The organism is Armatimonas rosea (assembly GCF_014202505.1).
GTDB classification, from domain to species: domain Bacteria; phylum Armatimonadota; class Armatimonadia; order Armatimonadales; family Armatimonadaceae; genus Armatimonas; species Armatimonas rosea.
On record NZ_JACHGW010000001.1, the window covers coordinates 781,936 to 806,826 of the forward strand.

Annotated in this window: 24 protein-coding genes; 14 read left to right on the forward strand and 10 right to left on the reverse strand. The window is 63.8% G+C overall.

Annotated features, from left to right (window positions below):
• Positions 1-83: 83 nt before the first annotated feature.
• Positions 84-677 (reverse strand): hypothetical protein, encoded by a 594-nt coding sequence (locus tag HNQ39_RS03485; RefSeq protein ID WP_184192563.1) that lies wholly within the window; start codon positions 675-677, stop codon positions 84-86.
• Here HNQ39_RS03485 and HNQ39_RS03490 point away from each other — a divergent pair.
• The 5 genes from HNQ39_RS03490 (at position 676) to HNQ39_RS03510 (ending at position 4,941) form a co-directional block, all read left to right on the forward strand.
• Complete coding sequence (locus HNQ39_RS03490) at positions 676-1,095, forward strand: hypothetical protein (RefSeq protein WP_184192564.1); 420 nt, start codon at positions 676-678, stop codon at positions 1,093-1,095. The genes HNQ39_RS03485 and HNQ39_RS03490 overlap by 2 nt on opposite strands.
• Before the next feature lie 77 nt (positions 1,096-1,172).
• Positions 1,173-2,294, forward strand: coding sequence for a hypothetical protein (locus HNQ39_RS03495; protein WP_184192565.1), 1,122 nt, complete (start codon positions 1,173-1,175; stop codon positions 2,292-2,294).
• Between the two features lie 7 nt (positions 2,295-2,301).
• On the forward strand, positions 2,302-3,135 hold the full coding sequence (locus HNQ39_RS03500; protein ID WP_184192566.1) for a metal ABC transporter substrate-binding protein: 834 nt from the start codon (positions 2,302-2,304) through the stop codon (positions 3,133-3,135).
• A 4-nt stretch (positions 3,136-3,139) separates the two neighbouring features.
• On the forward strand, positions 3,140-3,880 hold the full coding sequence (locus HNQ39_RS03505) for a metal ABC transporter ATP-binding protein (protein ID WP_184192567.1): 741 nt from the start codon (positions 3,140-3,142) through the stop codon (positions 3,878-3,880).
• 92 nt (positions 3,881-3,972) lie between these two features.
• Entirely contained in the window at positions 3,973-4,941 is a 969-nt protein-coding gene (locus HNQ39_RS03510) for a metal ABC transporter permease (protein WP_184192568.1), read from the forward strand.
• Here HNQ39_RS03510 and HNQ39_RS03515 read toward each other — a convergent pair.
• Positions 4,938-5,852, reverse strand: coding sequence for a glycoside hydrolase family 18 protein (locus HNQ39_RS03515; RefSeq protein WP_184192569.1), 915 nt, complete (start codon positions 5,850-5,852; stop codon positions 4,938-4,940). The genes HNQ39_RS03510 and HNQ39_RS03515 overlap by 4 nt on opposite strands.
• A gap of 168 nt (positions 5,853-6,020) precedes the next feature.
• Entirely contained in the window at positions 6,021-7,466 is a 1,446-nt protein-coding gene (locus HNQ39_RS03520; protein ID WP_184192570.1) for an FAD-binding oxidoreductase, read from the reverse strand.
• A 154-nt stretch (positions 7,467-7,620) separates the two neighbouring features.
• Here HNQ39_RS03520 and HNQ39_RS03525 point away from each other — a divergent pair, with 154 nt between their 5' ends.
• The 4 genes from HNQ39_RS03525 (at position 7,621) to HNQ39_RS03540 (ending at position 11,980) form a co-directional block, all read left to right on the forward strand.
• Positions 7,621-8,745, forward strand: a complete 1,125-nt coding sequence (locus tag HNQ39_RS03525) for a DUF3748 domain-containing protein (RefSeq protein ID WP_184192571.1) — start codon at positions 7,621-7,623, stop codon at positions 8,743-8,745.
• A 305-nt stretch (positions 8,746-9,050) separates the two neighbouring features.
• Positions 9,051-10,289 carry an MFS transporter gene (locus tag HNQ39_RS03530; RefSeq protein ID WP_184192572.1) on the forward strand — a complete coding sequence of 413 codons (1,239 nt, stop codon included), beginning with the start codon at positions 9,051-9,053 and terminating at the stop codon, positions 10,287-10,289.
• A complete protein-coding gene (locus HNQ39_RS03535) occupies positions 10,286-11,368 on the forward strand; it encodes a sialidase family protein (RefSeq protein ID WP_184192573.1) in 1,083 nt (360 codons plus the stop codon). Before HNQ39_RS03530 ends, HNQ39_RS03535 begins: the two co-directional genes overlap by 4 nt.
• A gap of 45 nt (positions 11,369-11,413) precedes the next feature.
• Positions 11,414-11,980 carry a DUF7691 family protein gene (locus HNQ39_RS03540; RefSeq protein WP_184192574.1) on the forward strand — a complete coding sequence of 189 codons (567 nt, stop codon included), beginning with the start codon at positions 11,414-11,416 and terminating at the stop codon, positions 11,978-11,980.
• A 36-nt stretch (positions 11,981-12,016) separates the two neighbouring features.
• Here the strand turns inward: HNQ39_RS03540 and HNQ39_RS03545 are convergent, their stop codons facing one another.
• Both HNQ39_RS03545 and HNQ39_RS03550 read right to left on the reverse strand, forming a co-directional pair.
• The gene (locus tag HNQ39_RS03545) at positions 12,017-12,826 is read right to left on the reverse strand and encodes a DUF1963 domain-containing protein (RefSeq protein ID WP_184192575.1); all 810 of its coding nucleotides are present in this window, start codon (positions 12,824-12,826) and stop codon (positions 12,017-12,019) included.
• 21 nt (positions 12,827-12,847) lie between these two features.
• Complete coding sequence (locus HNQ39_RS03550) at positions 12,848-13,174, reverse strand: hypothetical protein (RefSeq protein ID WP_184192576.1); 327 nt, start codon at positions 13,172-13,174, stop codon at positions 12,848-12,850.
• A gap of 90 nt (positions 13,175-13,264) precedes the next feature.
• On the opposite strand from HNQ39_RS03550, the gene HNQ39_RS03555 reads away from it, so the two are divergent.
• On the forward strand, positions 13,265-13,831 hold the full coding sequence (locus HNQ39_RS03555; RefSeq protein ID WP_184192577.1) for a discoidin domain-containing protein: 567 nt from the start codon (positions 13,265-13,267) through the stop codon (positions 13,829-13,831).
• A 137-nt stretch (positions 13,832-13,968) separates the two neighbouring features.
• Here HNQ39_RS03555 and HNQ39_RS03560 read toward each other — a convergent pair whose 3' ends face one another.
• Positions 13,969-14,832 (reverse strand): ATP-grasp domain-containing protein, encoded by an 864-nt coding sequence (locus HNQ39_RS03560; protein ID WP_184192578.1) that lies wholly within the window; start codon positions 14,830-14,832, stop codon positions 13,969-13,971.
• Positions 14,833-14,885: 53 nt separating this feature from the next.
• On the opposite strand from HNQ39_RS03560, the gene HNQ39_RS03565 reads away from it, so the two are divergent.
• Both HNQ39_RS03565 and HNQ39_RS03570 read left to right on the forward strand, forming a co-directional pair.
• Positions 14,886-15,359: a hypothetical protein gene (locus HNQ39_RS03565; protein WP_184192579.1), complete on the forward strand. Its 474-nt coding sequence runs from the start codon at positions 14,886-14,888 to the stop codon at positions 15,357-15,359.
• A 164-nt stretch (positions 15,360-15,523) separates the two neighbouring features.
• Positions 15,524-16,126 carry a hypothetical protein gene (locus HNQ39_RS03570; protein ID WP_184192580.1) on the forward strand — a complete coding sequence of 201 codons (603 nt, stop codon included), beginning with the start codon at positions 15,524-15,526 and terminating at the stop codon, positions 16,124-16,126.
• 96 nt (positions 16,127-16,222) lie between these two features.
• Here the strand turns inward: HNQ39_RS03570 and leuS are convergent, their stop codons facing one another.
• The 3 genes from leuS to HNQ39_RS03585 are packed head-to-tail and all read right to left on the reverse strand — an operon-like array spanning position 16,223 to position 21,053.
• Complete coding sequence (gene leuS, locus HNQ39_RS03575; protein ID WP_184192581.1) at positions 16,223-18,958, reverse strand: leucine--tRNA ligase; 2,736 nt, start codon at positions 18,956-18,958, stop codon at positions 16,223-16,225.
• Positions 18,959-18,991: 33 nt separating this feature from the next.
• Positions 18,992-20,323 carry a hypothetical protein gene (locus HNQ39_RS03580; RefSeq protein ID WP_184192582.1) on the reverse strand — a complete coding sequence of 444 codons (1,332 nt, stop codon included), beginning with the start codon at positions 20,321-20,323 and terminating at the stop codon, positions 18,992-18,994.
• Between the two features lie 10 nt (positions 20,324-20,333).
• The gene (locus tag HNQ39_RS03585; protein ID WP_184192583.1) at positions 20,334-21,053 is read right to left on the reverse strand and encodes a hypothetical protein; all 720 of its coding nucleotides are present in this window, start codon (positions 21,051-21,053) and stop codon (positions 20,334-20,336) included.
• Positions 21,054-21,135: 82 nt separating this feature from the next.
• Between HNQ39_RS03585 and HNQ39_RS03590 the strand changes: the two genes are divergently transcribed.
• Together HNQ39_RS03590 and HNQ39_RS03595 are read left to right on the forward strand one after the other, a co-directional pair.
• Positions 21,136-21,408: a hypothetical protein gene (locus HNQ39_RS03590; protein ID WP_184192584.1), complete on the forward strand. Its 273-nt coding sequence runs from the start codon at positions 21,136-21,138 to the stop codon at positions 21,406-21,408.
• A gap of 172 nt (positions 21,409-21,580) precedes the next feature.
• Positions 21,581-23,119: an alcohol dehydrogenase catalytic domain-containing protein gene (locus HNQ39_RS03595; RefSeq protein WP_184192585.1), complete on the forward strand. Its 1,539-nt coding sequence runs from the start codon at positions 21,581-21,583 to the stop codon at positions 23,117-23,119.
• An 89-nt stretch (positions 23,120-23,208) separates the two neighbouring features.
• On the opposite strand, the gene purH is transcribed toward HNQ39_RS03595, so the two are convergent.
• A complete protein-coding gene (gene purH / locus HNQ39_RS03600; protein WP_221289783.1) occupies positions 23,209-24,810 on the reverse strand; it encodes a bifunctional phosphoribosylaminoimidazolecarboxamide formyltransferase/IMP cyclohydrolase in 1,602 nt (533 codons plus the stop codon).
• Between the last annotated feature and the right edge of the window lie 81 nt (positions 24,811-24,891).

The window sequence follows — 24,891 nt, forward strand, 5'->3', positions numbered from 1 at the left end:
ACGCAGGAACTTTGGTGCTCTACGCGTCCTCGGGACGCTCTTTCCCTGTGCCGGGGATTTCCAATCCCCGGCACAATCCCCGCTTATTTTTTCAGGCGCGGCGTGATACGGATCGGGAGATAGGGGGTGGCGGCTCCCTTGCCCACGAACAGGGTTGGGGCGTGTAGCTCGACCGTCTGGTCAAGAGAGACGCGCCGAAACATCGTCATCCCGATCCCCGAGATGCGCTTCCACTGCTTGCGTCTATCCGAGGGATGTAGCTCACGGGTGGTGATGAGAACGGAGAGGCTCTTGTCAGAGTTGAGATGGGGAAGGAGCTCGACCTGGTAGCGGCGGTCTTTATTCGTGACAGTGAGCAAGCCTAGGGCGTTGTTGCTCACCTGGAGCTGTCTCTCCAGCGAGGTGCTCTTGCTCTCTTGAATCGTCACCTGAAACTCTAGCTCGGGGTTGGGGATATCGAGCCAGGTAACTACTTGGGCCACACTATCGACAGCGGGGGTGGGGCCACTCACCACCAGGGTATTCTTCTGCTCATCGGGGATGAGCTGCTCCAGAGACTGGGCGAAGCGCGAGGTATTCAGATGCGTGACGGCCTGCGACGGTGAGAGGTTTTTCAGGTGTAGTGTCCGCACCGAGAACGTCGATGGGAGGGCGAGAAGGAAGAGGGGTAGCAACATGGACAGTCAGATCCCACTCGCTCTGGCAAACTTCAATGTATGGTATGCTGAAAAGCGTATGCTGGGAACCCTGCGACGACGACAGAGAGCTCTGGGCCGCTTCTTCGCGGTCGTTCTGTTGGCGCTCCAGGTCTTTACCCAGATCGGTCACTACCGGGAGCACCGTCCTAGCTTTGTCGCAGAGCGCCACGCCCGACACCACGCCCCGACACGTCACACAGACTACAACGCGATCCAGACCAAGGATCTCTGTGCGCTCTGTGTGCTCTCGTCGTCATCGGCGACCCTTGCCTATCCCGTTCTTCAAGCCTCACGCCGCCTGAGCGCATCGTGTGAGGCTCCCTTCCTGCCGTGGCGTACGGTGCTCGCTGCCCGTAGTGTGCGCCACGCGCCCCCACGTGCTCCCCCTGTCGCCTGAGACCCTCGCTTTCTCTTGTGGCACGCCTCGTTTCTGGGGCACTGTCACCGATAACGCACATCTCAGGAAAGATACGCATGAAGTGGCTCACAACCCTTGCGGCCGCACTACTGGCCGTCCCTGCCTTGGCGCAGACCCCTCCGCCGCCCCCGCCCGATGCGGTCGCGGCCCCGACTGCAGCACAGTCTGCGAGTAGCAATAACCGTTATTTACTACTGCCGGATATCTCGTTTATCAGCATGGTGAAGGGCCTCTTCACCAGCGACAAGACCAACACCGACCGCAATAAGTTTCTCTTCGACTCCGGCGAGCTGGCGGTCCAGAGCTTTGTCTATCCGGGCATCAAGCAGGACGCGTTTATCGTCTTTGGCAACGGCGAGGCCGTGGTCGAGGAGGGCTATGTGACGGTGCAAGACCTGCACGTCGGCAAGCTCCCGCTCTCCGCGACCGTCGGGCGGCGCAAGGCACCCTTTGGCCGGGTAAACCAGCTCCACCCGCACTCCTGGGCCTATATCGAGCCGCCCACCGTGCTCAAGAACCTGGTCGCCGACGAGAGCCTGACGGGCGATGGGGGGTATCTCTCGTATCTGTTTCCCACCAAGTTCTTCCTCCAGCTCGATGCGGGCTACTGGGGCCAGCCCACGCCCGTGGAGGATACTGCCGCCGATGGCCCCGGTCCAACAAGCGGCGCAGGCTTTCGGGATACGTTTGGAACTTTACGGCTCTGGATGTCGCATCGTCTCCGTGGCGGCGACCTGGAGCTGGGGGCCTCGGATGCCCAAGGCAAGGGAATCGGCTATGCGGGAGGAGGCTCTCCACAGACCACGCTTCATGGGCTGGACCTGACCTACCGCACCACCGCGCTCGATAGCCAGCGGGTGCTGGTGCGCAGTGAGTGGCTCTCCCATGAACAAAAAGGCGGAAGTTTTGTCCCGCGCCGCGCCGAGGGCTACTACATCTCGGTGGACAAGCGCCAAGGACCCCTGCACTCGATTGGGCTGCGCTACGACGATAGCGGCTCGCCGTGGTCGTTTGGACGGGAGAAGTCTTTTTCGCTGATCCAGACCCACCAGCTCACCGAGCAGACCTACCTGCGCCTGCAAGCCACCCACGGCGACCGCCCCGGTCAAAAAGGCTTCAACGAGCTTCGTCTTCAGTGGGTCTGGGGAGTCGGCCCGCACACGCATGGTTTGGAGTAAAAACAACATGGAAATCATCACCACCACCCCCGAGCTCGCCGCGATCACCCGCGAGCTGGTCGGAACCCTCGCCAGTGTGACCTCGCTGGCCAAGCCCGAGACCAACTACCACCAGGTCGATGCCAAGCCCAGCGATGTGGTCAAGGTCGCCCGCGCCGATCTCTTCGTGCGCTGTGGGATGGACCTGGACATGTGGGCCGACGCGCTCCTGGGCTCGTCGCGCAACGCCAAGGTCCAGCGTGGCGCTCCCGGCTATGTCGATGCCTCGGCGCGGGTCCGCAAGCTGGAGGTCCCCACTGGCGGCATCAATGGCGCGTCGGGCGATGTCCACGCCGCGGGCAACCCGCACTTCTGGTTCGATCCCAAGGACGCTGTCGTGGTCGCCTACGAGATCTTGCTGGCGCTCCTTGCGGTGGACAAGGCGCACGGCAACACCTACAACGCCAACTACAAGCGCTTCACCGACGAGATCACGGCGCGGCTGGCGGGCTGGGAGAAGACCCTTGCGCCCTTCAAGGGCCAGGGCTTTGTCGCCTACCACGACGAGTGGGTCTACTTTGCGACCCGCTTTGGGCTCAATCAGTTCGGCTTCTTGGAGCCCAAGCCGGGGATTCCACCATCGGGCGGGCATGTCACCGACCTCATCCAGCGCATGAAGGCCAGCAAGGTGCGCGCCGTGGTCATGGGCTCGATCTACTCCACCAAGTACGCCGACCTGATCGCTCGCGAGGCCGGCGGGAAAGTGGCGGTCGTGCCCTACTCCGTGGGCGGCCTGGGAACCCGCACCTACTTCGAGTACCTCGATGCCATTGTCAACGGCTTCGCGAAGGCCCTGCGCTAGGGGTATGGAGAACACGCCGCTGATTACGTTTGACGATGCCACGCTCGGCTACGGGCGGCGTGTCGTGCTGCCCTCGCTTACCTTTGGGCTGAGTGAGGGCGGCTACCTGGGGATTGTCGGGCCCAATGGCGCGGGCAAGACCACGCTCCTCAAGGGCATTCTGGGGATTCTCCCCCCGACCGCGGGCAAGGTGACCCACCACCGTCCGCTGACCTTTGGCTATGTCCCGCAGGCACAGACCACCGACGATCTCTTCCCGATCACGGTTCTGGAGATTGTCCTGATGGGCCGCTACCGCCGCGCGGGGCTGCTCAAGACACCCGGCAGCGACGACCGTGCGCGCGCTGAGAGGGCCCTGGAGCAGGTAGGGCTGCCGCACCTGAGCACGCGCCTGTTTCGGGAGCTCTCCGGTGGGCAAAAGCAGCGTGTCTTGATGGCCCGTGCGCTGGTCTCCGAGCCCGATGTGCTGGTCCTGGATGAGCCCACGAGCGCGATGGATATCGCCGCTGAGTCCGCGACCATGGAGCTGATCGAGCGGATTCACCACGAGAGCCGCTTGCTGGTCGTGCTGGTCTCGCACAGCCTCAATATTGTCGCCAACCACGCCCAGACTGTTGCGATCTTGGGAGGAGCCCACTTCCAGATCGGCCCCGTCGAGGAGATTGTCCAGCCCGACACCCTGCGTGGGCTCTTTCACTACGACTTCAAGATCCTTGAGGTGGAAGGTCGGAGGCTGGTACTGTGAAAATGTATAGTTCCAGGACGGAGATAGTCCGGCTATGGGGCGCTTCGCGCCGCGCCTTCGGCGGAGTCTTTTTTCTTGCGAGTCTTGCGCTGATGCCGGTGTGTGTCCGTGCGCAGGCCCCCCCGCCCCCGCCGCCCGAGGCAACCGCTCCCGAGACCACAAGCGCCACACCGGCCCCCATGGCTGCCACTATGACCACGGACACCCCGGCAGCGGAGCACGACGAAGCCCTCCCCGAGGAGCTCAAGCACGCGTCGGTCGCAAAAGTGTTCGGGCTGGACTTCATGCAGCGCGCCCTGGTCGCCGGGGTCGCGGTGGGGCTAATTGGGGCCTACCTGGGGGTCTTTGTGGTCCTGCGGCGCGTGGTCTTTGTGGGGATGGCGCTGGCGCAGTTCTCGTCGGCGGGGGTCGCACTGGGGCTCTTGCTCGGGCTGGCACCGCTCTTGGGCTCGATTGGGATGATGCTGGTGGGGGTGTTCCTGCTCTCGCTGCGCTGGTCGCCTCGAAAGGTGCGCCAGGACACCGTGATCGGGCTGGGCTACGTCCTGGCATCGGCGGTGACGATTCTCTTGCTGGCGAAAAACCCACGGGGCGAGACCCAGCTTCTGGACCTGCTCTCGGGCAATATCATCACGGTCACCCAGGCGGACACGCTCCTGACGATCGGGGCGCTGGCGGTGGTCTTTGTCCTGCACCGGCTCTTTGCCAAGGAGCTCCTCTTTGTCTCCTTCGACCCAGACACGGCGCAGGCGGCGGGCTACAACACGCGGCTCTGGGAGACCCTGCTTACCCTCAGTATCGGGATCGCGATCGCCTTCTCGATCCACGCGGTGGGGATTCTGCTGACCTTTGGCACCCTGGTGATCCCCGCCGTGAGCGCCTTGCTCCTGACCAAGCGCATCAGCCATACCTTCACGCTGGCGGCGGTGCTCGGGGCGATCCCTATCCCGCTGGGGCTCTATCTCTCGTTTATCTGGGACTTCTCGCCGGGCGCGATGATCGTGGCACTGAGCGCGGTGCTGCTTGTGGTCTGTGGGCTGCTCTCCAAGGTGCGGAGCTAGGCGTTCGCCCGCGCCGCCGCCGCCAGCGTGCCATCGTCCTGGGTGATCTCCCAGAAGAAGCACCCCGCGAGGCCGGATCTCTTCGCCAGTGCCGCCTTGCGCCCAATCGACTCGGGGTCGTCGTAGGAGATCAGCTCATCGCCTTGGGGGGAGACCAGATAGGGAACCTGCTCTTTGGGGTCGCGGAGCTTCTTCCAGCCCTTGGCGGTCAGTTTTGCAATCTCGGTGTAGCCCGTGTACTCATGCGGCGACTTTCCGGTCGGCTTCTGGCCAAACGTGCGGGTCTTGAAGCCGCGCCCGTAGCTGGGTAGCCCCAGAAGGAGCTTCTCGGCGGGCCAGCCGCGCCCGCGCCAGTAGGCAATGGCGGATTCGCAGAAGCTGTAAGGGGCGTTGTGCCCGGACTCGGCGCTCCAGGGGCCGGCGAAGTCGTAGGCCATGATAGTAACAAAGTCCAGCACGGGCAGGAGCGCGGCGGCATCGTAGTGCTTCCCATTCCACGCGGAGCCGGGCACCGCGGCGGTAAGCAGGGCCTGGGGGAGGTGCTTGCGTAGGCTCTGGGCCAGTGCGACCAGCTTCTGTGGCGCACCGGGCGCATCGGGGAACTCCCAGTCGATATCCACGCCGGCGTAGCCGTTTTTCTGCACGATCGCGACAATCTGCGCCACGAGCGTGTCTGTCGGAGCCTTCAGGTACGCCGGCCCGCTCTCCGCGCCGCCGACCGCCAGGAGGGGGACTACCTTCGCCGCCCGTGCCCGGCGGCAGAGCTCCGCGGCGGCTTCGGGCGTCTTGAGCGTGCCGTTCTTGCCAAAGAGCGCAAAGGCATGGGTGAGGTGGGTGTAGCGCTCGTACGGCACTTTCGCCGGCGGCAGCGCCTCGACCCAGTCTGGGTAGTAGCCTAGGAGTATGCTCATTATGATCGCCCCCATGAACGGGGGCGTCTCGCTATCGCTACGCGACACGAAGGCCTTCGGCCATACCGAATTATGGGCGAAGCCCTTTGTGTCCGAGGCACGAGGACAGTAAGACGCCCCCCTCCAACGGGGGCGATACAAAACGGGGGTGACTCATATCGTAGCAACCTAAATCCCCGCCGCCTTGGCGGCGATTCCCTTGAGGTGCGCCTCATCGGCGCGGGGTAGGTGCGGGCAGCAGTTGCCTCCCACCGGAAAGAGCTTACCAGGGTTGAGTAGCTCATCGGGGTTGAAGACCGAGCGCAGGCGCAGCATCGTGTCGATGTCGTCGTCGCTGAACATCATTCCGAGGAACTCTTGCTTCTCCAGGCCGATCCCATGCTCGCCGGTCAGTGCGCCTCCGACATTGATACAGGCACGCAGGATATCGCCGCCCGCTGCGAGGACATGCTTGACCTCCTCCGGGTCGCGCTCATCGAAGAGCACCACGGGGTGGAGGTTGCCATCACCGGCGTGGAAGACATTGGCGATCCGTAGGTGGTGCTTGGTGGCGATCTCCTCGATTGCCTTGAGGATCTCGGGGAGCTTGGTGCGCGGCACGACTCCGTCTTGTGTGGCGTGCGATGGTGCCAGGCGCCCCAGGCAGCCCACGGCCTTCTTGCGCGCGGTCCAGAGCTTCGCCCGCTCGGCCGGGTCTTTGGCGGTCTCCACACGGAGCGCGCCCCCCGCCTTGCAGAGCGCCTCGACCCGCGTCGCCTGCGCCTCGATCCCGATCTCCGGGCCATCGACCTCAACTAGCAAGACCGCGCCCGCATCAATCGGCAGGCCGAGCTTGTAGGTCTCCTCCACGACACGCAAGATGGTCTGGTCGATCATCTCCAGCGCCGCTGGGACAATCCCCTCGGCGATAATGGCGGAGATCAGGTTGGTGGCGGTCAGCACGGAGTCACAGACCACCAGAAGCGTCCGCACGGCCTCGGGGTTGGGGACGAGCTTCACGGTGGCCTCGGTGATGATTCCCAAGGTCCCCTCCGAGCCTACCAGAACTCCCAGGAGGTCGTAGCCGTGCTCGTCGCTGTCGATCTCCATTACCTGACCATCGGGGAGAACCACTTGCACAGCGAGGATATGGTTGACCGTCACGCCGTACTTGAGCGTGTGCGGCCCGCCTGCGTTGTTGGCGATATTTCCCCCGATCGTGCTCGCCCCCTGCGACGACGGATCTGGGGCGTACTGGTAGCCGTCGGCGGCGACCGCCTTGCTCAGGTAGGCATTGACCGCGCCCGCCTGCGCCCGGATGCGGCGGTTGGGCAGGTCGACGGAGAGGATCGCATTCATCCGCGAGAGGCACAGCAAGACGGCATCTTCCCGCGCCATCGCGCCGCCCGCCAGCCCGGTGCCAGCACCACGCGGCACCATGGGGACACCGAAGTCCTTGCAGAGTCGGGCAATCGCGGCCACTTGGTCGGTGAGGCGCGGGAGTACAATCACGCCGGGCCGGGCTTTGGCAAGCGTGTAGGCATCGGAGGCATAGGCCTCGCGCTGCGCATCGGCGAGCCGGATACCGTCCTCCCCGACAATGTCCTTGAGGCGGTTGATAAATCGCGGGTCCATGGGGGTATTGTACCCGGGCATTCCCTCCGGGCAATAAATTACCCGGCATGAGGGAGAAGGAGCGTCCCGGGGACGCAGGAACCAGGGGCTCGGCGCGTCCTCGGGACGCTCTTTCCCTGTGCCGGGGATTTCCAATCCCCGGTACAATCCTGCCATGCCAGAGCAACAGGTTACCCACGGGCCCGGAGGGCGGATTCTCACCAATATCAATGTCTGGTCGCCCGACTCGGAGTGGCTGGTCTACGATGTGCGCTCGGACCGCGATGGCTCGGTGTTTGATGGGGGCGTGATCGAGCGCGTCCGGGTCAAGACCGGTGAGGTGCAGCGGCTCTTTGAGGCGAAGAACGGGGCGCAGGTCGGGGTGGTGACACACCATCCCAGCGAGAATAAGATCGTCTTTATCCATGGCCCGGAGAACCCCACCCCCGACTGGAGCTACGGCGTCTCGCACCGGCAGGGAGTGGTGGTCAACACCGACACGCTCGCCGCACTGCCGCTGGATGCACGCGACCTGACACCGCCCGGAACACCTGGTGCGCTCCGCGGCGGCTCGCACGTCCATGTCTGGCACCCGAGGGGCGACTGGCTGAGCTATACCTACAACGATGCGCTGGAGAATAGCGGTGTGCGCGAGGTGGGCGTGTGCTTTCCCAAGGCAGTGAGCGTCCCCAAGACCCACCTACGCAACCACGACGGCACCCACTTCTCGTTTCTGGCGACCAAGAGCACCCCTAGTCCCAAGCCCGGCACCGACGAGCTCCGCCGCGCTTTTGAAGAGGGCTGGGTAGGAAGCTCGCGTACCCTGGCGTTTCTAGGAGAGCTCGCCGACGGAAAAGTTGAGGTCTTTCTGGCCGAGGGCTTGGAGACGCAGCGCCCGACCCAGCGACGGCTGACCCACACGAAAACCGGGGTCACGCTGGCACCGCGCCACTGGGTGCGCTCGTCACCCGATGGCTCCCAGCTCGCCTTTCTCATGGCCGATGACGCAGGCATTGTCCAGCTCTGGCTCGTCTCCCCGAGCACCGGCGCGCTCCGGCAGCTCACCCGCAACCCGTTCCCCGTCGTCTCCGCCTTCACCTGGCACCCCGACGGCTCCCGCATCGCCGCCACCGCCGATGGGAGCGTGGTGACGATTGATACTGAGACAGGAAAGCTACGCCGCCTGACCAAGCGCACTAGCGACGCGCCCCTAGCGCTTGCCTGTGTCTTCTCCCCCGATGGCAAGCAAATCGCCTTCCTGAGGCACAGCGGCGGTAGCAACCAGATTTGTGTGGTGTAGAGATTCCTCCGGCATCCCTCCCCAGGTTTACATCCCTCCCGGCATCCCTCCCCCCGGCCCCCTCCCTTCGCTCTGTTTCCCGCTTCGCGGGGACGAAGGGAGGGGGAGTCCGAGGGGGCACTCCCCCGCCTCGTCCCTCGGCACCCCCTCTCCTCCCGACGAAGGAGGAAAAGAGGGAGAGGGGGTCGGCCAGAGCGAGGAACGAGCGGAGGCCGGGGGGAGTGTATGTGTCCTGGGTGAGTGCCACCCGAGACCGTGCCGGCGGCGTGTAGGAATCCCGCGCCCTCGTGCCGAACAAGCACAGTATGAGCCGAAATTACAAGTGGCACGTCGTGGTGATGCTGTGGTTCATCTGCTTCTTCAACTACGCCGACCGTCAAGCCATCTCCGCCGTCTTCCCGGTGCTCCAGAAAGAGTTTGGCTTTGACAAGCTCCAGCTTGGGCTGATCGGGTCGGCGTTTATGTGGGTCTACGCGGCGGGGGCACCCCTGGCGGGCTTTATTGGGGATCGGGTGCGGCGGAAAGATCTCATTCTGGGCGGCTGCGTCTTCTGGAGCTTTGTGACCGTCACGACCGGCTGGTGCGGCAAGCTCTGGCACTTTGTGACCGTCCGCGCGCTGGAGGGCTTTGGGGAGACGTTTTACTTCCCCGCGTCGATGTCCCTGGTTAGTGACTACCACGACAAGACCACCCGCTCCCGCGCGATGGCGGCGCACCAGTCGAGTGTCTACGCGGGAACCGTGCTGGGAAGCTGGATCGGGGCCGCGCTGGCCGAGCGCTTCGGCTGGCGCTCAGGGTTCTATCTCTTTGGCGGCCTCGGTCTCGTGCTGGCGCTCGTGCTCTACAAGCTCCTGCGTGAGCCAAAACGAGGTGAGAGCGAGCGCAATCCGAACGAAGTGGCTCCCGAGGTCGCGCTCCCGCTGGGGGAGACACTACGTGCGATCTTTCGAACGCCCGTGGTTCCCTTGCTCATGCTGGCGTTTCTGGGCGCGAACTTTGTGGCGACTATCTTCCTGACCTGGACCCCGACCTTTCTCGTGGAGAAGTTTGGCTTCAAGCTCGCCGCCGCCGGGCTCTCGGGCGCGGCGTTTATCCATCTCGCCAGCGCCGTGAGTGTCCCGCTGGCTGGGTTGATGGCCGACCGGCTCTCGCAGAAGCGGCGTGGGGGCCGGATTCTTGTGCAGGCAGCAGGCTTGCTGCTGGGGGCGGGGTTTGTCTGGGGGATCGGCCACGCCACCACCACGCCGCTGGTCATCGGGGCCATGACCGCCTTCGGGCTCTGCAAGGGCCTCTACGACTCGGGGATCTTTGCGTCGCTGTATGACAGTATCGAGCCGCGGGCACGAGGGACGGCGGCGGGGATCATGAACACGGTCGGCTGGGGCGGAGGGGCGCTTGGGCCGCTGTTTATCGGCTGGGCGTCGAAGAATGGGGCAGGTACGGAGATCGAGAACATGAGCAACGCCATTGGCCTGGGGGCGCTCGCCTATGTCGTGGCCGCAGTGCTCCTCGTGATTGCGGCAAAGAAAGCGAGCCAGAGATGAGCACGGTTCCCGGGGTTGTTATCGACCATGTTCCCGCGAGCACGGGAGTCTACATCGGCTCGCCCGGCCTCGCCGTCCTCCCCGATGGCACCTATGTCGCCAGTCACGATGAGTTCGGCCCCAAGAGCACCGAGCACACACGGGCAGTGAGCCATGTCTTCCACTCACGTGACAAGGGCAAGAGCTGGGAGAAGGTCGCACGTATCGACGGCGCGTTCTGGTCGAACCTCTTTGTCCATAAAAAAGCACTGTATCTCCTGGGCACGGACCGGCATCATGGAAATATCGTGCTCCATAAGTCCACCGACAGCGGCGTGAGCTGGAGCAGTGTGGTCTTACGCAGCGAGGGCGAGTACCACTGCGCTCCCGTACCGATTGTCGAGCACAAGGGGCGGCTCTGGCGGGCGTTTGAGTGGCGCAACCCGCCGCAGGCTTGGGGCATCAACTACCGCGCCGGGGTCCTCTCTGTGCCGGTGAATGCCGACCTGATGGATCCCAAAAACTGGAGCGCGACCAACTTCCTCCCGAGCGAGCGCACCTGGAACGGCGGCGACATGGGCGCGTGGCTGGAGGGCAATGTGGTGGTCGCGCCCGACGGCTCGCTGGTGGACATTCTGCGGGTTCAGACCAAGTCCCCCGATGAAAAAGCAGCTTGGGTGCGTATCTCCCCCGATGGCAAGACCGCCAGCTTCGACCCTACGACGGGCTTTTTTCCCTTTCCCGGCGGCGCGAAGAAGTTCGCCATTCGCTGGGATGCGAAGAGCAAGCGCTACTGGAGCCTGGCAAGCATCGTGGACGAGAAGTACCGCGCGCCCGACCCCGGCAAGATTCGCAACACCCTCGCCCTCACCTGCTCCGCCAACCTGCGCGACTGGGAGGTGCGCTCGGTCATACTTTCCCACCCGGACACGGTCCACCACGGCTTTCAGTATGTCGAGTGTCTCTTCGACGGCGACGACATCATCGCCGCCTGCCGCACGGCCTACGACGATGAGCACGGCGGGGCACACAACAACCACGACGCCAACTATCTCACCTTCCACCGCATCGCAGGGTTTCGGCAGAAGCTCGATCTTTGAAAATTCATACTGGAGGTGACTGCCGACGTGCCCTATCCTCGTCGTATGGGATACGGCTTAATGGTTCACTCCGTGGACTTAGACAAGATTTTGGCGCTGTGTGGCTCTGGCAACGACACGGTGCGGCGGAGCATCAGTGGGCGGTTCCGACAGCAGATAATCCAGCGCAACAACGATCTCGATCTCTCCAACGAGCGGGGGGAGCCTTCGATCTTTGAGGGTATTCGGCACCTGATTATGGGAGGTGAGAAGACACTTCCCGGCTTTGTCTATAGCTATGCCTTTGAGTATCTTGTCGAGTTTTACGCAAAAACGCTGGACAACAGTCTCTTCTACACCTGCAAGTTTGATTGGCTCCGTGAGGAGATCGGGGAGCAGCTGAGAGCTGCGGGGGCGGTGGTGGAGATGGACTCCCTCCTTTTTGAGCGGCCGATCGATGCCCCTGCTCCCGATGACTTTCCGGTCTATGGGCACTGGAAAGCCGCTGCCGCGGCGGCGAGCATCGCCCCTCTCCGCGCTGTGGAGAACAAGTCCGAAGAGCTGGCCGCGATCCTAGCCTGGTGCGAGTTTGCCGCGTCGCGTGGAGAGGGAATCGTCGGCTACTACTACTAGCGCTGGAGGCGGGCCTGTCCACCCCGCTCATCCTGGTTAGGTGCTCTGGAAAACCATCTCTCCGGTACGCACAGAGTAGTCTGAGGGTGAGGCAAAGAGATAGAAGCTGTGGTTTGCCATCACCCAATCTAGCTGTGCCACAAAGAGGAGTGGTTCACCTGTGGCATTGATGGGGAACTTGGCACTCTGCATCCAGTTGGGCGGCCCACCGAGCCGTGAGCGGTTGCCCGAGCCTGGTGTGAACTCTGACCAATCTGCGCGATAGACCCCTTCGTCTCTGGTGTCAGGAAGGAGGCCTGGTGAAGGAAGCTCCCCTGAATGCACAAGGCCGTAGTGCTCTCGCAGGGCAAAGTTCTGTATTTCCTCTTCGGCACGCTCCCGTGCTGCCTCTGCATCTTCCGGGTCGTCCTCTGCCAGCGTCGCGTACCAGACTTCGTCGTGTTCTCGTCGTAGAACGGGAAGGGAGTAGTCGTAGAAAGCCACGGCATAGGGCTTGTGGTCGGTGGCACCGATGCTACCGAGGTCGTCGATTCCGTCTTGCTCTGTGGGATAGAGGATCGTGACCGCGTAGCTCTTACTCTCTGTGTCGCCCCAGCCAAAGGCCATGTCCCCGTACCACATGCACTCGTAGCAGTAGTGAAAAGAGAGCAGGCCAGGATCGGACTCCCAGCCAGGAACATCGGCGAGGCGAACTTGCGCGACAAAGCCCATCGTGTGGCCTTCTGGGCAGACGGGGCGCGGGGTTCCCTTGGGCCACCAGGGTACACCGGCGAACTTGGTGACGGGAAGCGGGCCGGGATCACCGGGTGTCAGGAGCCAGTCGCGGACATTTTCATAGAGTGCCATGAGGATGCCGCTATTGTAGCGTCAGAGACCGCCGGTTAGGTAGAAAAAGTAGCCGACCGTGAGGACGATCCCCATCACGGTGACGACACGCCAGCGGGGTGTGAGGAGTGCCCAGCCTTCGAGGCCGACGAGTGACTCGCCGCGCTCGCGCCGCTCGGTGCGGGAGTCGGGGAAGGCGATGAGGGCGAGGCCCATGACGACAAACGCGGGGCCGGTGGTTCCGACCGACAGAAAGTACTTCCCCGTGTGCGCCACTTGCCAGACCTGCCAGGTGAGAAACGCACCCACTGCGGCGATAAAGAGCCCGCCCAGCTGTTGCACCGGGCGAGAGACTTGTCTTGGTTCCATGGCCTGCACTCTACCGCGCTGTCGTTACGTCGTCGTTACACGAGTGTGCGGGATGCGCTACAATGACACCAGAAACCTAGGAGAGAACCCATGCCGCTACCGTTTATCCCGCTGATCCTGACCCCGCTGGTCTTTGCTGTCGCCAAGAAGGTCTCCGACAAGGCCCAGGCAGAGGCCGATGCCGCGAAGGCGTCGGACGCCGCCGCCGATATCCCCGAGGTCTCCCCCGAGCCTCAGGCCGCGGTGGAGGAGGAGACAGCCCCCTCGCCCGCGCCGATCGTGCTGGAGGCGGCCCTGCCCCTCTTCCCGCTGACCGCCTCCACCGCCGCGCCGGGCCACGACCCCAGCCTGGCGGGCGATAGCGACCTGGAGACCTTCTGGCAGAGCGCCGAGCCGCGCGGCTGGCTCCAGCTCACTCTCCCGAGCATGCAGGAGGTGCAGCGCATCACCCTCTCCGAGGCCAAGGGCGAGCAGATTCAGCTCTTTGCGGTCGAGTACCGCCTCACCGACGATGGCCAATGGCGGACGCTCTTTGCGGGGGAAAAGATCGGCGCTCTGCTTGTGGAAGAAGTTCCCCCGACACTCGCCCAAGCCATCCGTATCCACATCCTCGCCAGCGACGCCCCCCCCGCCATCGCCGAGTTCTCGGTGGCGTAGGCATCCCGGCCTCGCACCACTCGGCCACCCTTCGCCTGAAACCCTCGTTCCGAGGGGCGAAGGGTTAATAACACGTGCCTTAAAACCTTCGCCGCGCCCTCGGGGCGCTTCGCCGAAGGCGGCCTAGGCGGGGGCTTTCAACCCCCGACCAACCGAAGCGCCCGGTAGAACGCATCGGGCGGGATGCTGCCGGGGAGCCCCGCCACCTGCCCGTCGCCGGTCTCCACCACCCACCAGTCGCCGGCAAGATCGCGGGCTACATCGAGGGAGAGAAAGCGGGTGCCAAAGCGCTGCGCGAGCGCCGTCCAGCGTGGGAGCTGCTCCTCCGGGCCGGGGAGGAGCGTGAGCTGTGGGAGCAAGAGCAGCGCACCGTCCCAGAAGAACAGCCGGTACTCCTCGTGGAGCGGCATCCCGCGCAGGTCTTTGTGGAGCACGCGGAACGGGTGGAACTCTCGCAAGACGACGCCTTTCTCAAAGAGCGTGCTCCGCTCCGTCAGAAAGTTCGCGAAGATCTCCGCAAAGCGCTCCCGCTCCGTCCCGGCGGGCAGGAAACACGCCTCGCGCCACCGGTACTTCGCCGACTTCACCCAGTCCTTGAGGATGGCGTCTTTGGTGCGGAACTCCGCCGCGTAGAGCGCCCACGCCTCGGCCTCGTCGCGCCCCAAAATCCACTTCGTGCGCGGTGTCTCCCCGATCAGGTTGGGGTAGGCCAGCGGCAAGTAGTGGGCTTCGTCGTAGGCGGCGGGCGGCGTGATCGGCTCCCAGCCTCGCGCCACGAGTCGGGTGTAGAACCCCACGTACTCCGTGTCTGAGAGCATCCAGCCCCGGTAGAGAAGCGGCCCCTCGCCTTGGGGCAGTCGGTATGGCTCCCCGGCACGGAGCGCATTGAAGTCAAAGAAGTGGCAGACAAACCCCGCCGCCCGCGCCGCCCTCACCTCAACCGCAAAGTCCGGGTCGGGTGTCGTGAGATCGTCGTAGTCGCAGGGAAAGAGAAGGTCCATGCTGGCTCTATCGCCGTGCGGGTCCGAAAAAGAAAGTGCTACACTGAGCCACGATGGACGAGACACCAAAACGGGCGCTGGCTCGGCTGCAGGGAATGCTGGAGCTGATGGCGCTTCTGAGCAGCGGGCCGGATTGCCAGCCTACCTATGAGCTCACTCTGCTTCCTCCTGCGGCCAATCTTGCCGAAGCTCTGGAGCAGTATTTCTCGTCGCTTTCCACCTCGCTCAGCCCCAAACAACCCGCGTCTGCCTGGAATATCCGAACCGAGCCCTGCACTCCAAGTCAGCTTCGGGAGAGCTGGGCCAAGTGGTTCTGGCAGGAGTACCACTCCCCACCCATCACAGATGCCCACAAACGGGAGTTTATCCTGGATCGCTTGTGGGAAACCATCGAAGTTGCTCTGGGCGATGTAGCCCTACACCAAGTCCTCACCGACCCACCAATATTTTATGAGTGCCACTGGGAAGATTTTGCGTTGGTGAGCTCGTCAGGGGTTTGGTTGCTCCATCTGGGCAGCTCGGACTAACGCCTGAAGCGTTGCGCCGCCCCAAGGAGCGCCGTATTCGACGACATGGCGCGCAGGCTCCCAGAGATCGCGAGGAATTTTATTGTCATTGCTGCTGTTACGCAGCGTAACCGGTGCCCGTCCCTGGACGTCTACTCGCTATTACGTTGTGGAGTCGTGTCCAGATGAAAACCTTTTTGCCCGTTCTTCTCCTGTCTTTTCTCTCCCTCCCCTGCCAGGCGCAGTACGGTGGATTTGCGGGAGGCGGTGCTGGTGCCAGCGCGGGAGCAAGTGCTGCAGGAATGGGGGCTGCCAGCACGGTGGCAATCGGCGGCGACACAGGAGAGATCTCGGGACAGGGGAGGGGAGGAGAGCTACCCATAAATGGTACCGCTGTTTTCTTCACGGTCCTAGCTCTTGCGGGAGTTACCCTGGGGGGGATCCTCATTGCGCAAGCGAAAGCCTTAGAGCAGGTTGGGGTACTGAAGATCGTCTCCACCCCGCCGGGTGAGGCTCCTGCGAAGATGCGGGAAGCCTGGGTTGGAGTCAAGATTCCTTTGCGGCGTACCAATGCCAAGCCGATAGCAGTGTCCGCTTTCGGCGTTCTCTCACGAAAGGCGGAGAACCTCACAGAGCAAGCCTACGCCGTCCCCGGTGCCGAGGCGATTGAGGCCTTGGTGAAACAGAGCCCGGCAGCGGCCGTTTGGTGGTGCCACAATGTTCCCGAGGTGCGCAATACGGGCTATCTCCTGATTTTCCCGCAGGAGAGCTGTCAGGTCGAGAAATAAGTCCCCACGCTCGCGGGAGAACCCACGCGCCCTCGGGGCGCTTCGCCGAAGGCGGCCTAGGCGGGGATTTTCAATCCCCGCCGATCATCGACCAACCTAATTCGCGACGATATTGACGAGCTTGCCGGGGACGACAATCACCTTGCGGATGGTCTTGCCCTCCAGGTCCGCGCGGACTTTCTCGCAGTCGAGCGCGGTGGCTTGGAGCGTGTCGTTGTCCAGCCCGGCGGGGAGCAGGAGCTTCTCGCGGACCTTGCCATTGACCTGCACCACGACCGTCACTTCGTCGTCGGCGGCCAGCGACGGGTCACTGACGGGCCATTGGGTCTGGTAGAGGTAGCCTTGGCCACCGAGCTTCTCCCAGAGCTCATCGGCGAGGTGCGGGGCGAGCGGGGCGAGCAGGAGGGTCAGCCCCTCCGCCGCTTCCCGTGCCGCCGGGTGCGCGACCCCACCCGCGTTGCAGAACTTGCGCAGGGCATCGTGGAGGATCATCAGGGCCGAGACCACCGTGTTGAAGCGGAAGCTCTCGATATCGACCGTCACCTTCGCGATAGTCTGATGCAGCTTGCGGCGCAGCGCCTTTACCTCGGTGTCGGGCATGGGGGCCCAGGTGTCGGGGAGATCGCCGCTCAGCACGGTCGAGATCGCCTCGGGCGTCCCCGGTGCAGGCGGCGCGGAGACAATCCCGCTCACCGTGTCCCAGACTCGCGACAAGAAGCGGTACGGGCCGTTCATGCGCTCCTCGGACCACTGGATCGTATCCTCGAAGGGCGCTTCAAAGAGAATCAGCGTGCGGAGCGAGTCCGCGCCGTATTTGTCTGCCATCTCATCGGGCGTCACGGCGGTCTGCTTGGACTTGCTCATCTTCAGCCAGGCGAACTCGACCTCGATAGGCTCGATCTTCTGCTGGCCGTCCACCTCGATAATGCGCTCCGCCGGGATGGGGGCCTTGTTGGCATTGTACTGCGCGATCCACTCGTCGCGTGGGTAGCTCACAAACTCGCCGGGCTTGATGGACTTATCGGTCCCCGAGAGCACGGGCGTGAAGGCGTTGAGCATTCCCTGGTTGCGCAGCGCGGCCGCAGGCTCATCGACCGAGATCAGCCCCAGGTCCTGGAAGAACTTGGTGAAGAAGCGGCAGTAGAGCAGGTGCCCGACCGCGTGCTCACGCCCGCCGATATACATGTCGATCGGCATCCAGTAGTCGGCGATTGCCTTGTCCCACGCGGCGGCCGCGTTGTGCGGGTCGGCGAAGCGCAGGAAGTACCACGACGAGTCCACGGAGCCGGCCATGGTATCGGTCTCGCGCTCGGCGGGGCCGCCACAGCTCGGGCAGGTGGTCTGGACAAACTCCGGGATGGTCGAGAGCGGCGAGCGGCCGTCGGGGCCGGGCTTGTAGTTCTCGCAGTCGGGCAGGACCACCGGGAGCTGGTCTTCGGGAACGGGGACAATCCCACAGCTCGGGCAGTGCACCATCGGAATCGGAGTGCCCCAGTAGCGCTGGCGGGAGAGCAGCCAGTCGCGCAGCCGGTACTGAATCTTGCCGCGCCCGTAGCCGTTTTCCTCGATCCACTTGACGACCTTGGGGACGATCACACTCTTGTCTTGTGCCTCGCCTGAGAACGGCGAGCCTAGAGACTCTCGAAAAACGCCGCCGCTGGCAAAGGCCTCGGTCAGCTCGCTCTCGGTGGGCGTGTCGGCCTCGGCGTAGACCAGAACAATCGGCAGGTCGAACTTGCGGGCGAACTCGAAGTCGCGCTGGTCGTGGGCAGGGACCGCCATGATCGCGCCGGTGCCGTAGCCGGTTAGGACATAGTCGGCGATCCAGATAGGAATCTGCGCGCCATTGACGGGGTTGACTGCGTAGGCTCCAGTGAAGACCCCGGTCTTCTCCTTGCCCTCTGCCGTTCGGTCTTCATCGGACTTCTTGGCAGCGTCGGCGGCGTAGGCCTCGACCGCGGCTTTTTGGGCATCCGTCGTAATCTCCGCGACCAGCGGATGCTCGGGGGAGAGCACCATAAAAGTCGCGCCCCAGAGCGTGTCGGGGCGGGTCGTGAAGACGGTTATGCCCCCCCCGCCCCCGTCCGACGGGGGAGCCAGCTTGAAGTCCACCTCGGCGCCCTCGCTACGGCCGATCCAGTCGCGTTGCTGGGTTTTTAAGCCCTCGGCCCAGTCGATGCTATCGAGACCCGCTAGCAGGCGATCGGCGTAGCTGGTGATCCGCAGCTTCCACTGCGGCAGAGGCTTCTTGACCACGGGGCCGTCACAGCGCCAGCACTTGCCATCGACCACTTCCTCGTTGGCCAGGACCGTGCTCTCATTGACACACCAGTTCACGGGGGCGGCATCGCGGTACGCCAGGCCCTTCTCGTAGAGTTTTAGGAAGATCCACTGGTTCCAGCGGTAGTAGCTCGGGTCGGTGGAGTTGATCTCGCGGTCCCAGTCGTAGCTGACCCCGAGGATATTGAGCTGCTTCTTGTAAACTTCGGCTAGGGTCGGCACCACGGTGCGCGGGTTGACGCCCCGCTTGATGGCGTCTTGTTCGGCGGGCTGCCCGAAGGCGTCCCAGCCCATCGGGTTGAGGACATTGAAGCCCTGCATCGCCTTGAAGCGGGCCACGACATCGCCGGGGACGTAGTTCTTGCAGTGCCCGACATGTAGGCCGGAGCCCGACGGGTAGGGGAACATGACAAGCACGTAGTACTTCTGCTTGCTCGTGTCTTGTGTGGCCTTGTGCACCTTCGCCTCAGCCCAGCGGGCCTGCCACTTCTTCTCAATCTCGCGGAAGGGGTAGCGCCCCCCGCTATTTTCGTCAATTACAGCGTCGCTCATAGTTGTATCCCCAAAGTATACCGCCTCTGTCGCTCAGGAGGGACCCCGTGCTAAAATGCGGGGCTGAAGCACGTCGAGCCAGAGAACCTGCAGGAGCACGGCGGCGTAGGGGAGCTGAAACTGCCAGCCGGTGATGTCGTAGTGCCAGCCAAACGAGGCACCGACGGGGTAGTTGCTCAGCACCAAGAGGAGCCAAGGGCAGAGAGTCCCGTGCTTGCGGCTGTAGCGAACGGTCAGGTAGAGCTGGCTGTAGTGGAAGAGCAGCCCGAGGAGCTTGAGCTGGACGCCCACCGACTGGTTCGGGTCCAGCAGCGCCACGCCGCACGAGCCAGGGAGCAGGCAGAGCCCCACGCCAACAACCAGCGCGAGAACCAAGCCAATCCGGCCTAGCGTCTGAGTCTGCCACGCCTGCACAAATGTCTGTTGTCGGAGCCAGCGTACGACGAAAAAGAGCCCGAAAAGGCACAGGGCGCACAAGGGAATGTCGTAGATCTCGTTCTGGAGAGGGAGGCGCAGCTCCCAGTGCGAGTGGGAGAGCGCCCCGCGCAGGAGCCGCCAGGGACGAAGATGCGGCTCATCGGCATCGGGGAGAACCCTGCTGCGGTAGGTGTAGAGGAGCCCAATGAGCCCAAAGAACAGCCCTACAGTGCCCGCCCGCGCTCGCCACGATGCGGAGCCGGGGCGCAGTAGGGCCAGCACGGCGAGCTGTGCGGGCAGGATGTAGCCGTGCTCCTTGGTCAGGCATGCCAGGCACAGAAAGAGCACCGTGCTCAGGAGAGAGCGCGTCTTGCCCCGCTCCAGCCAGAGGTCGAAGCTCAGCAGGCTCGCCGCCATAAAGGCCACGAGCACGAACTGGGGCTGGCCGGGAAACCACGCGAGCCAGTAGGTCCGCCAGCCGCTCAGGTCCGCGCCGAACACGAGAATTGGGGCCGCGAGGGCGACGTAGACAGGGCTCTGGACAAAGCGCCGGGCGAGGAGGGCCATGAGCACCGCCGCCGGGACATAGAGCACGACCCCCAGCCAGAGGAACCCGCCGCTGCCCCCGTGCTCCCAGCTCCAGCAGTGGAACCAGTGCAGGTACGAGCTCAGCGGGCGAAAGTAGCGCGTCCCCTGGTGGATCCAGGTCCCGTGCCACCAGGCGGCCCCGTCGCGCCAGAGCTCGGGAGCCTTGTGGTAGCCACGCCGAAGCTGGTGCTCGTCGAAGGCCGCGCGGTAGTCCTGCGCTGAGGTCGTGGTGAGCGCGAGGGCGTAGATTCCCCGGAGCTCCTTCTGGTAGGTGTGGTCGTCGGTGTTGTGCCAGAGAAAGAGCCCCAGCAGCAAGACAAGCACCCCAACCCAGAGGCGCGCTGGGGACAGCCTACTCATCCGAGGCGGCTCACTGCCACTTGTCCCAGGGAACTTCCTTGTAGTCAGGGGGGACCGCAAAGAGGGAGTCGGGGAGGGACTTGTGCTCCAGACGAAGCGTCCGTGTTGTCACGACCACGGTCCCGTTGAGCGCGTTTTTCTGCGGGGGAGTCGTGGCGAAGGTGACACGGAGGGTCGTGGTCAGGGGGATGCCGTGTTGCTTGGAGGCGGCACTGAGCAAGGGCTGCATCATCTGCCCCATGGGGTTCTGGGAGCCCGCCAGTGCCGCGGTGGCGTACTGGACACTCGGGGCGAGCGTGTCTCTTTCCGAGAGCCAGTTCTCCACCGACATCTTCACGGTGAGGAACTTGGGGAACTGACGCCGCTCTGCCTCCGTGGGTGCCTTCTGCGCGAGGGCCTTCATGTCGAGAAGCGCCGTGCTCTGGATTAGCCAGCTCTGCGCTTTCTCTCCCGCGATGGTCTTGCGCTGGCCGCCCTTGCGCGACGAGGCCTGGACCTTGGCGTTGCTGTACTCGGGCGCTTGGCCAGGCCGAAGCTGCGCCACAGCGATAGAGCGGTAGATCTTCTCCGTGGGGCGGAGCTGGTAGATCTTGTCTTGGAGAAAGAGCGTGATCAGTGCCCCCTGCTGGGTGCGCCCCCGCGTCCCTTGGTAGTAGAGGATCGTGCGAACCGGCGGCTTTCCCTGCTGGAGGGTCTCGGTGACTTGGTAGATTCCAGGATGCGACTGCATGACCTCCAGTATAGCCCGAGTCCCTCACAATCGGCTCTGGCGGCGGGCGCGTCCTGATAAAATGCCGTAGGAGGAGCCGCCGATGCCGCTCTACGGTTGGATTGTGCTGGGGGTTGTGGTCCTCATTGGCCTGTCCCGTCTTGCGTTTCTGATCGAGGCTATCTCGGTTACCTACCAGATGCTCAAAGGTCGCCGCCTCGACATTCGCAAAGGCGCACTCTGGGGCACCGCCAGCATCCTCAGCGAGGCCACGATTCAGACCATCCACTACCAGAGTGCTCTGGATCACGAGCACACCCTGCACGAAATCAACAGTGGACACCACGATGGCATCAGCCATGAAGTGATGCCCTAGGAACAAGTCCTTGGGCTTGAAAGGGCGACGGCTCCCTGCGGAGCCAACCGAATCTGTTGGGCACGAAGGTGCCCGTCGCCCTCTTAAGCCCGGACACTCGTTGTCCGGGTGTTCTCGGTTGTCCGGGTGTTCTCGTTGTCTGGGAAGACTTTCGTGAGGGGTACAATAGCCTGTGAACCTACCGACTTCCTACAAGCGCTGGCATCTCTATGGCGCGGGGCTGGAGAGTGTCCGGCTCGAAACGGTGCCGCTGGTGCCGCCCGGCCCCGATGAGATTCTCATGCGCCACGATGCGTGTGGCATCTGCTTCTCCGATATCAAGATCATCAACCTCGGCGGCGAGCACCCACGCCTCACGGGCCGCGATCTGGCGAACAACCCCGTGGTGATGGGCCACGAGGTGACTCTGACCGTGGTGGCCGTGGGTGAGAGGCGCACGGATCGCTTCGCTGTGGGGCAGCGCTTTATTGTCCAGGCCGATGTCTACTACAAGGGCACCAACCTGGCCTACGGCTACGCGATCACCGGCGGGATGAGCCAGTACGGGCTGATCGGCAAGGAGCTGCTCGACGGCGACGAGGGCTGCTATTTACTGCCCCTCGACGAGAGCTCCAACGATGCCGAGGGCGCGCTGGTGGAGCCCTGGGCTTGCGTGGAGGCCTCGTACCGCTGGAAGCACCGGACGGCACCCACCGCGGATGGCGACTATCTCCTGATCCCAACCAATCTCAAGGTGCGCCTCGCCGACGATCCCGCGGGGCGGCGGAGCATTGTCCAGAACGGGGTGGTGCCCGACCCACCGCACGGCAAGGGCTACGATGACATCTACATCAACGGCGATGCACCCGCCCCCGAGGTCTTCGAGGCGGCGTGCAAGAAGCTGGCGAAGAACGGGACGGTCTATGTGCGGGTGGAGACACCGCTGGCGCGCCCCGTGGCGGTCGATGTGGGACGCATCCACTACGATGGCCACGCCTATATCGGCCCCAAGGAGAACCAGCGCAATGAGATTTTAGGCGGCGGCGTCTCCTGGTTTATCGGGGCCGCCGGGCCGATGGGGATGATGCACGCACAGCGCGCCCTCTCCCTCCCCGAGCCGCCGCGCCTCCTGCTCATCACCGACCGTCACGATGCCCGCCTCCAAGCGGTCGCAGATCGGTTTGGGGCGCTCGCCAAGGAGCGCGGCGTGGAGCTGATCCTCTGCAATGTCCGCACCGGCCCCGAGCCCGACCTGAAGGCAATCGCGCCCGACGGCTTCGACGATATTGTGGTGATGGTGCCTAGTATCGAGGCCATCGAGCAGAGCTTCCCGCATCTGGCGGAGAACGGTGTGCTCAATGTCTTTGCCGGGGTCGCACGCGGCACCACCGCCACAATCGACGTCTCCGATATCTGCTTTAAGAACGTACGGATTGTCGGCACCTCGGGCTCGAGTATCGCGGATATGTACGCCGTGAAAGAAAAACTCGAAGCGGGGACGCTGGCAACCGGCGACTCCCTCGCGGCGATTGGCGGCCTCGAAACCTTCGCGGAGGGCCTCGCCGCCGTGAAGAACAGCCGCTTCTCGGGCAAGACCGTGATCTACCCGCATGTGGAGAACCTCCCGCTCACCGCACTCCCTGATCTGAAAACCGTCCGCCCCGCTGTCTACGAAAAGCTCCGCGACGGCCAGTTCTGGACCGACGAAGCCGAAGCAGCCCTCAGCGCATAAAAAAGAACCCCCTTCCTTCGCCCCTCGGAACGAGGGTTTCAGGCGAAGGAAGGGGGCAGGGGGATGGATGTAAACCGGGGATGGATGCCCTAGTGCCGGAAGTGCCGGACGCCGGTGAAGACAAGGGCGATGTTGTACTGGTTGCACAGCGCGATCGTCTCATCGTCCTTCACCGAGCCACCGGGCTGGATGATCGCCGTCACTCCTGCCTTCGCTGCGACCTCGGGGCCGTCGGGGAAGGGGAAGAAGGCATCGCTGGCCAGCACGGAGCCGGGGCCATGCTCGCCGGCCTGCTCGACCGCGAGGCGCACGGAGCGGACACGGTTCATCTGCCCCGCCCCAACTCCACGGATCGCGCGGCCCTTGGTCATCACAATCGCGTTGCTCTTGATGTGCTTGACACAGCGCCAAGCAAAGAGCAGCTCGGAGAGCTCATCGGCGGTGGGCTGGCGCTCGGACTTGACCGTCAGCTCGCTCTCGCTGAGGGGGCGGTAGTCGCGGGTGGAGACCAGCATACCTCCGACCACTTGCTTCAGCAGGTAGCCGTCCTTGCCCGGCCCCGCGATCCCCTCCACTTGCAGCAGTCGCAGGTTCGCGCCCCACTTCTTGCCCCCGACCACTTTCTTGATCGCCGCCTCGTCGTAGTCCGGCGCCACAATGCACTCCAGGAAGTTGTTCAGCCCGACAATCTGCTCCGCCAGCGCGAGGTCAAATTTCTGGTTGATGGCGAGAATCCCACCAAAGGCGCTGATCGTGTCGGCCTCACGGGCACGCACAAACGCCTCGGCGATGGTCTCGCCTTGAGCGCAGCCACAGGGGTTGGCGTGCTTGATGATCGCCGCAGTCGGGGCATCGGGGAACTCTTTGACCAGCTCCAGCGCGCCGTCGAGGTCGTAGAGGTTGTTGAAGCTGACTTCTTTCCCCGAATCGTCGCGGCGGGTGGCGTTGCCGATGCAGGCTTCCGTGCCCCCCCCGCCCCCATGAATGGGGGAGCTTTTGTAGAATCCGGCTACTTGGTGCGGGTTCTCGCCGTAGCGTAGATCCTGGACTTTCTCAAAGCTCAGGCGCAGTGTGGTGGGCAGAATCGCCTCCGGCTCGACAAACTGCTTCTCGAAGTAGCTGGCGATCAGGGAGTCGTAGGCCGCGGTGTGGGCGTAGGCCTTGGCCATCAGCTTGCGCCGCAGGGTCAGGCTCACGCCGTCGCCGTCGTTCTCGGACAGGAGCTGGGCGTAGTCGGTGGGATCGACCACAATCGCGACGCCCTGGTGGTTCTTGGCGGCGGAGCGCACCATCGCGGGGCCACCGATATCGATGTTCTCAATCGCGTCTTCCAGGGTCACATCGGGCTTGGCGATGGTCTTGGCAAAGGGGTAGAGGTTCACGACCACGAGGTCAATCGGCCCAATCCCATGCTCCGCGATAGTCGCCAGGTGCTCCGGCTTGTCCCGGTCCGCGAGAATCCCGCCATGGACATTGGGGTGCAGGGTCTTGACCCGCCCCTCCAGCATCTCGGGAAAGCCCGTCAGCTCGTCGATGGCGCGTACCGCCAGTCCTGCGTCCTTGAGCGCCTTTGCCGTCCCGCCGGTAGAGACCAGCTCCACCCCACGTGCCGCCAGCGCCTGCGCCAGCTCGACGATTCCGGTCTTGTCGGAGACGGAGAGCAGCGCCCGTTTAATCTTGATGTATTCCACGGAGATCATTGTACCGCGATCTTGTTTTGGCAAATTTTGCCAAAGGCGATAAAATCTACTCAGGAGCAAGAGCAATGGCAA

What these genes read in the sequence shown, in the direction of transcription:
- HNQ39_RS03490 (WP_184192564.1), top strand. Translation starts at nt 676, where the DNA reads ATGGACAGTCAGATCCCACTCGCTCTGGCAAACTTCAATGTATGGTAT.
- HNQ39_RS03485 (WP_184192563.1), bottom strand. Translation starts at nt 677, where the DNA reads ATGTTGCTACCCCTCTTCCTTCTCGCCCTCCCATCGACGTTCTCGGTG.
- HNQ39_RS03495 (WP_184192565.1), top strand. Translation starts at nt 1,173, where the DNA reads ATGAAGTGGCTCACAACCCTTGCGGCCGCACTACTGGCCGTCCCTGCC.
- HNQ39_RS03500 (WP_184192566.1), top strand. Translation starts at nt 2,302, where the DNA reads ATGGAAATCATCACCACCACCCCCGAGCTCGCCGCGATCACCCGCGAG.
- HNQ39_RS03505 (WP_184192567.1), top strand. Translation starts at nt 3,140, where the DNA reads ATGGAGAACACGCCGCTGATTACGTTTGACGATGCCACGCTCGGCTAC.
- HNQ39_RS03510 (WP_184192568.1), top strand. Translation starts at nt 3,973, where the DNA reads ATGCCGGTGTGTGTCCGTGCGCAGGCCCCCCCGCCCCCGCCGCCCGAG.
- HNQ39_RS03515 (WP_184192569.1), bottom strand. Translation starts at nt 5,852, where the DNA reads ATGAGCATACTCCTAGGCTACTACCCAGACTGGGTCGAGGCGCTGCCG.
- HNQ39_RS03520 (WP_184192570.1), bottom strand. Translation starts at nt 7,466, where the DNA reads ATGGACCCGCGATTTATCAACCGCCTCAAGGACATTGTCGGGGAGGAC.
- HNQ39_RS03525 (WP_184192571.1), top strand. Translation starts at nt 7,621, where the DNA reads ATGCCAGAGCAACAGGTTACCCACGGGCCCGGAGGGCGGATTCTCACC.
- HNQ39_RS03530 (WP_184192572.1), top strand. Translation starts at nt 9,051, where the DNA reads ATGAGCCGAAATTACAAGTGGCACGTCGTGGTGATGCTGTGGTTCATC.
- HNQ39_RS03535 (WP_184192573.1), top strand. Translation starts at nt 10,286, where the DNA reads ATGAGCACGGTTCCCGGGGTTGTTATCGACCATGTTCCCGCGAGCACG.
- HNQ39_RS03540 (WP_184192574.1), top strand. Translation starts at nt 11,414, where the DNA reads ATGGGATACGGCTTAATGGTTCACTCCGTGGACTTAGACAAGATTTTG.
- HNQ39_RS03545 (WP_184192575.1), bottom strand. Translation starts at nt 12,826, where the DNA reads ATGGCACTCTATGAAAATGTCCGCGACTGGCTCCTGACACCCGGTGAT.
- HNQ39_RS03550 (WP_184192576.1), bottom strand. Translation starts at nt 13,174, where the DNA reads ATGGAACCAAGACAAGTCTCTCGCCCGGTGCAACAGCTGGGCGGGCTC.
- HNQ39_RS03555 (WP_184192577.1), top strand. Translation starts at nt 13,265, where the DNA reads ATGCCGCTACCGTTTATCCCGCTGATCCTGACCCCGCTGGTCTTTGCT.
- HNQ39_RS03560 (WP_184192578.1), bottom strand. Translation starts at nt 14,832, where the DNA reads ATGGACCTTCTCTTTCCCTGCGACTACGACGATCTCACGACACCCGAC.
- HNQ39_RS03565 (WP_184192579.1), top strand. Translation starts at nt 14,886, where the DNA reads ATGGACGAGACACCAAAACGGGCGCTGGCTCGGCTGCAGGGAATGCTG.
- HNQ39_RS03570 (WP_184192580.1), top strand. Translation starts at nt 15,524, where the DNA reads ATGAAAACCTTTTTGCCCGTTCTTCTCCTGTCTTTTCTCTCCCTCCCC.
- leuS (WP_184192581.1), bottom strand. Translation starts at nt 18,958, where the DNA reads ATGAGCGACGCTGTAATTGACGAAAATAGCGGGGGGCGCTACCCCTTC.
- HNQ39_RS03580 (WP_184192582.1), bottom strand. Translation starts at nt 20,323, where the DNA reads ATGAGTAGGCTGTCCCCAGCGCGCCTCTGGGTTGGGGTGCTTGTCTTG.
- HNQ39_RS03585 (WP_184192583.1), bottom strand. Translation starts at nt 21,053, where the DNA reads ATGCAGTCGCATCCTGGAATCTACCAAGTCACCGAGACCCTCCAGCAG.
- HNQ39_RS03590 (WP_184192584.1), top strand. Translation starts at nt 21,136, where the DNA reads ATGCCGCTCTACGGTTGGATTGTGCTGGGGGTTGTGGTCCTCATTGGC.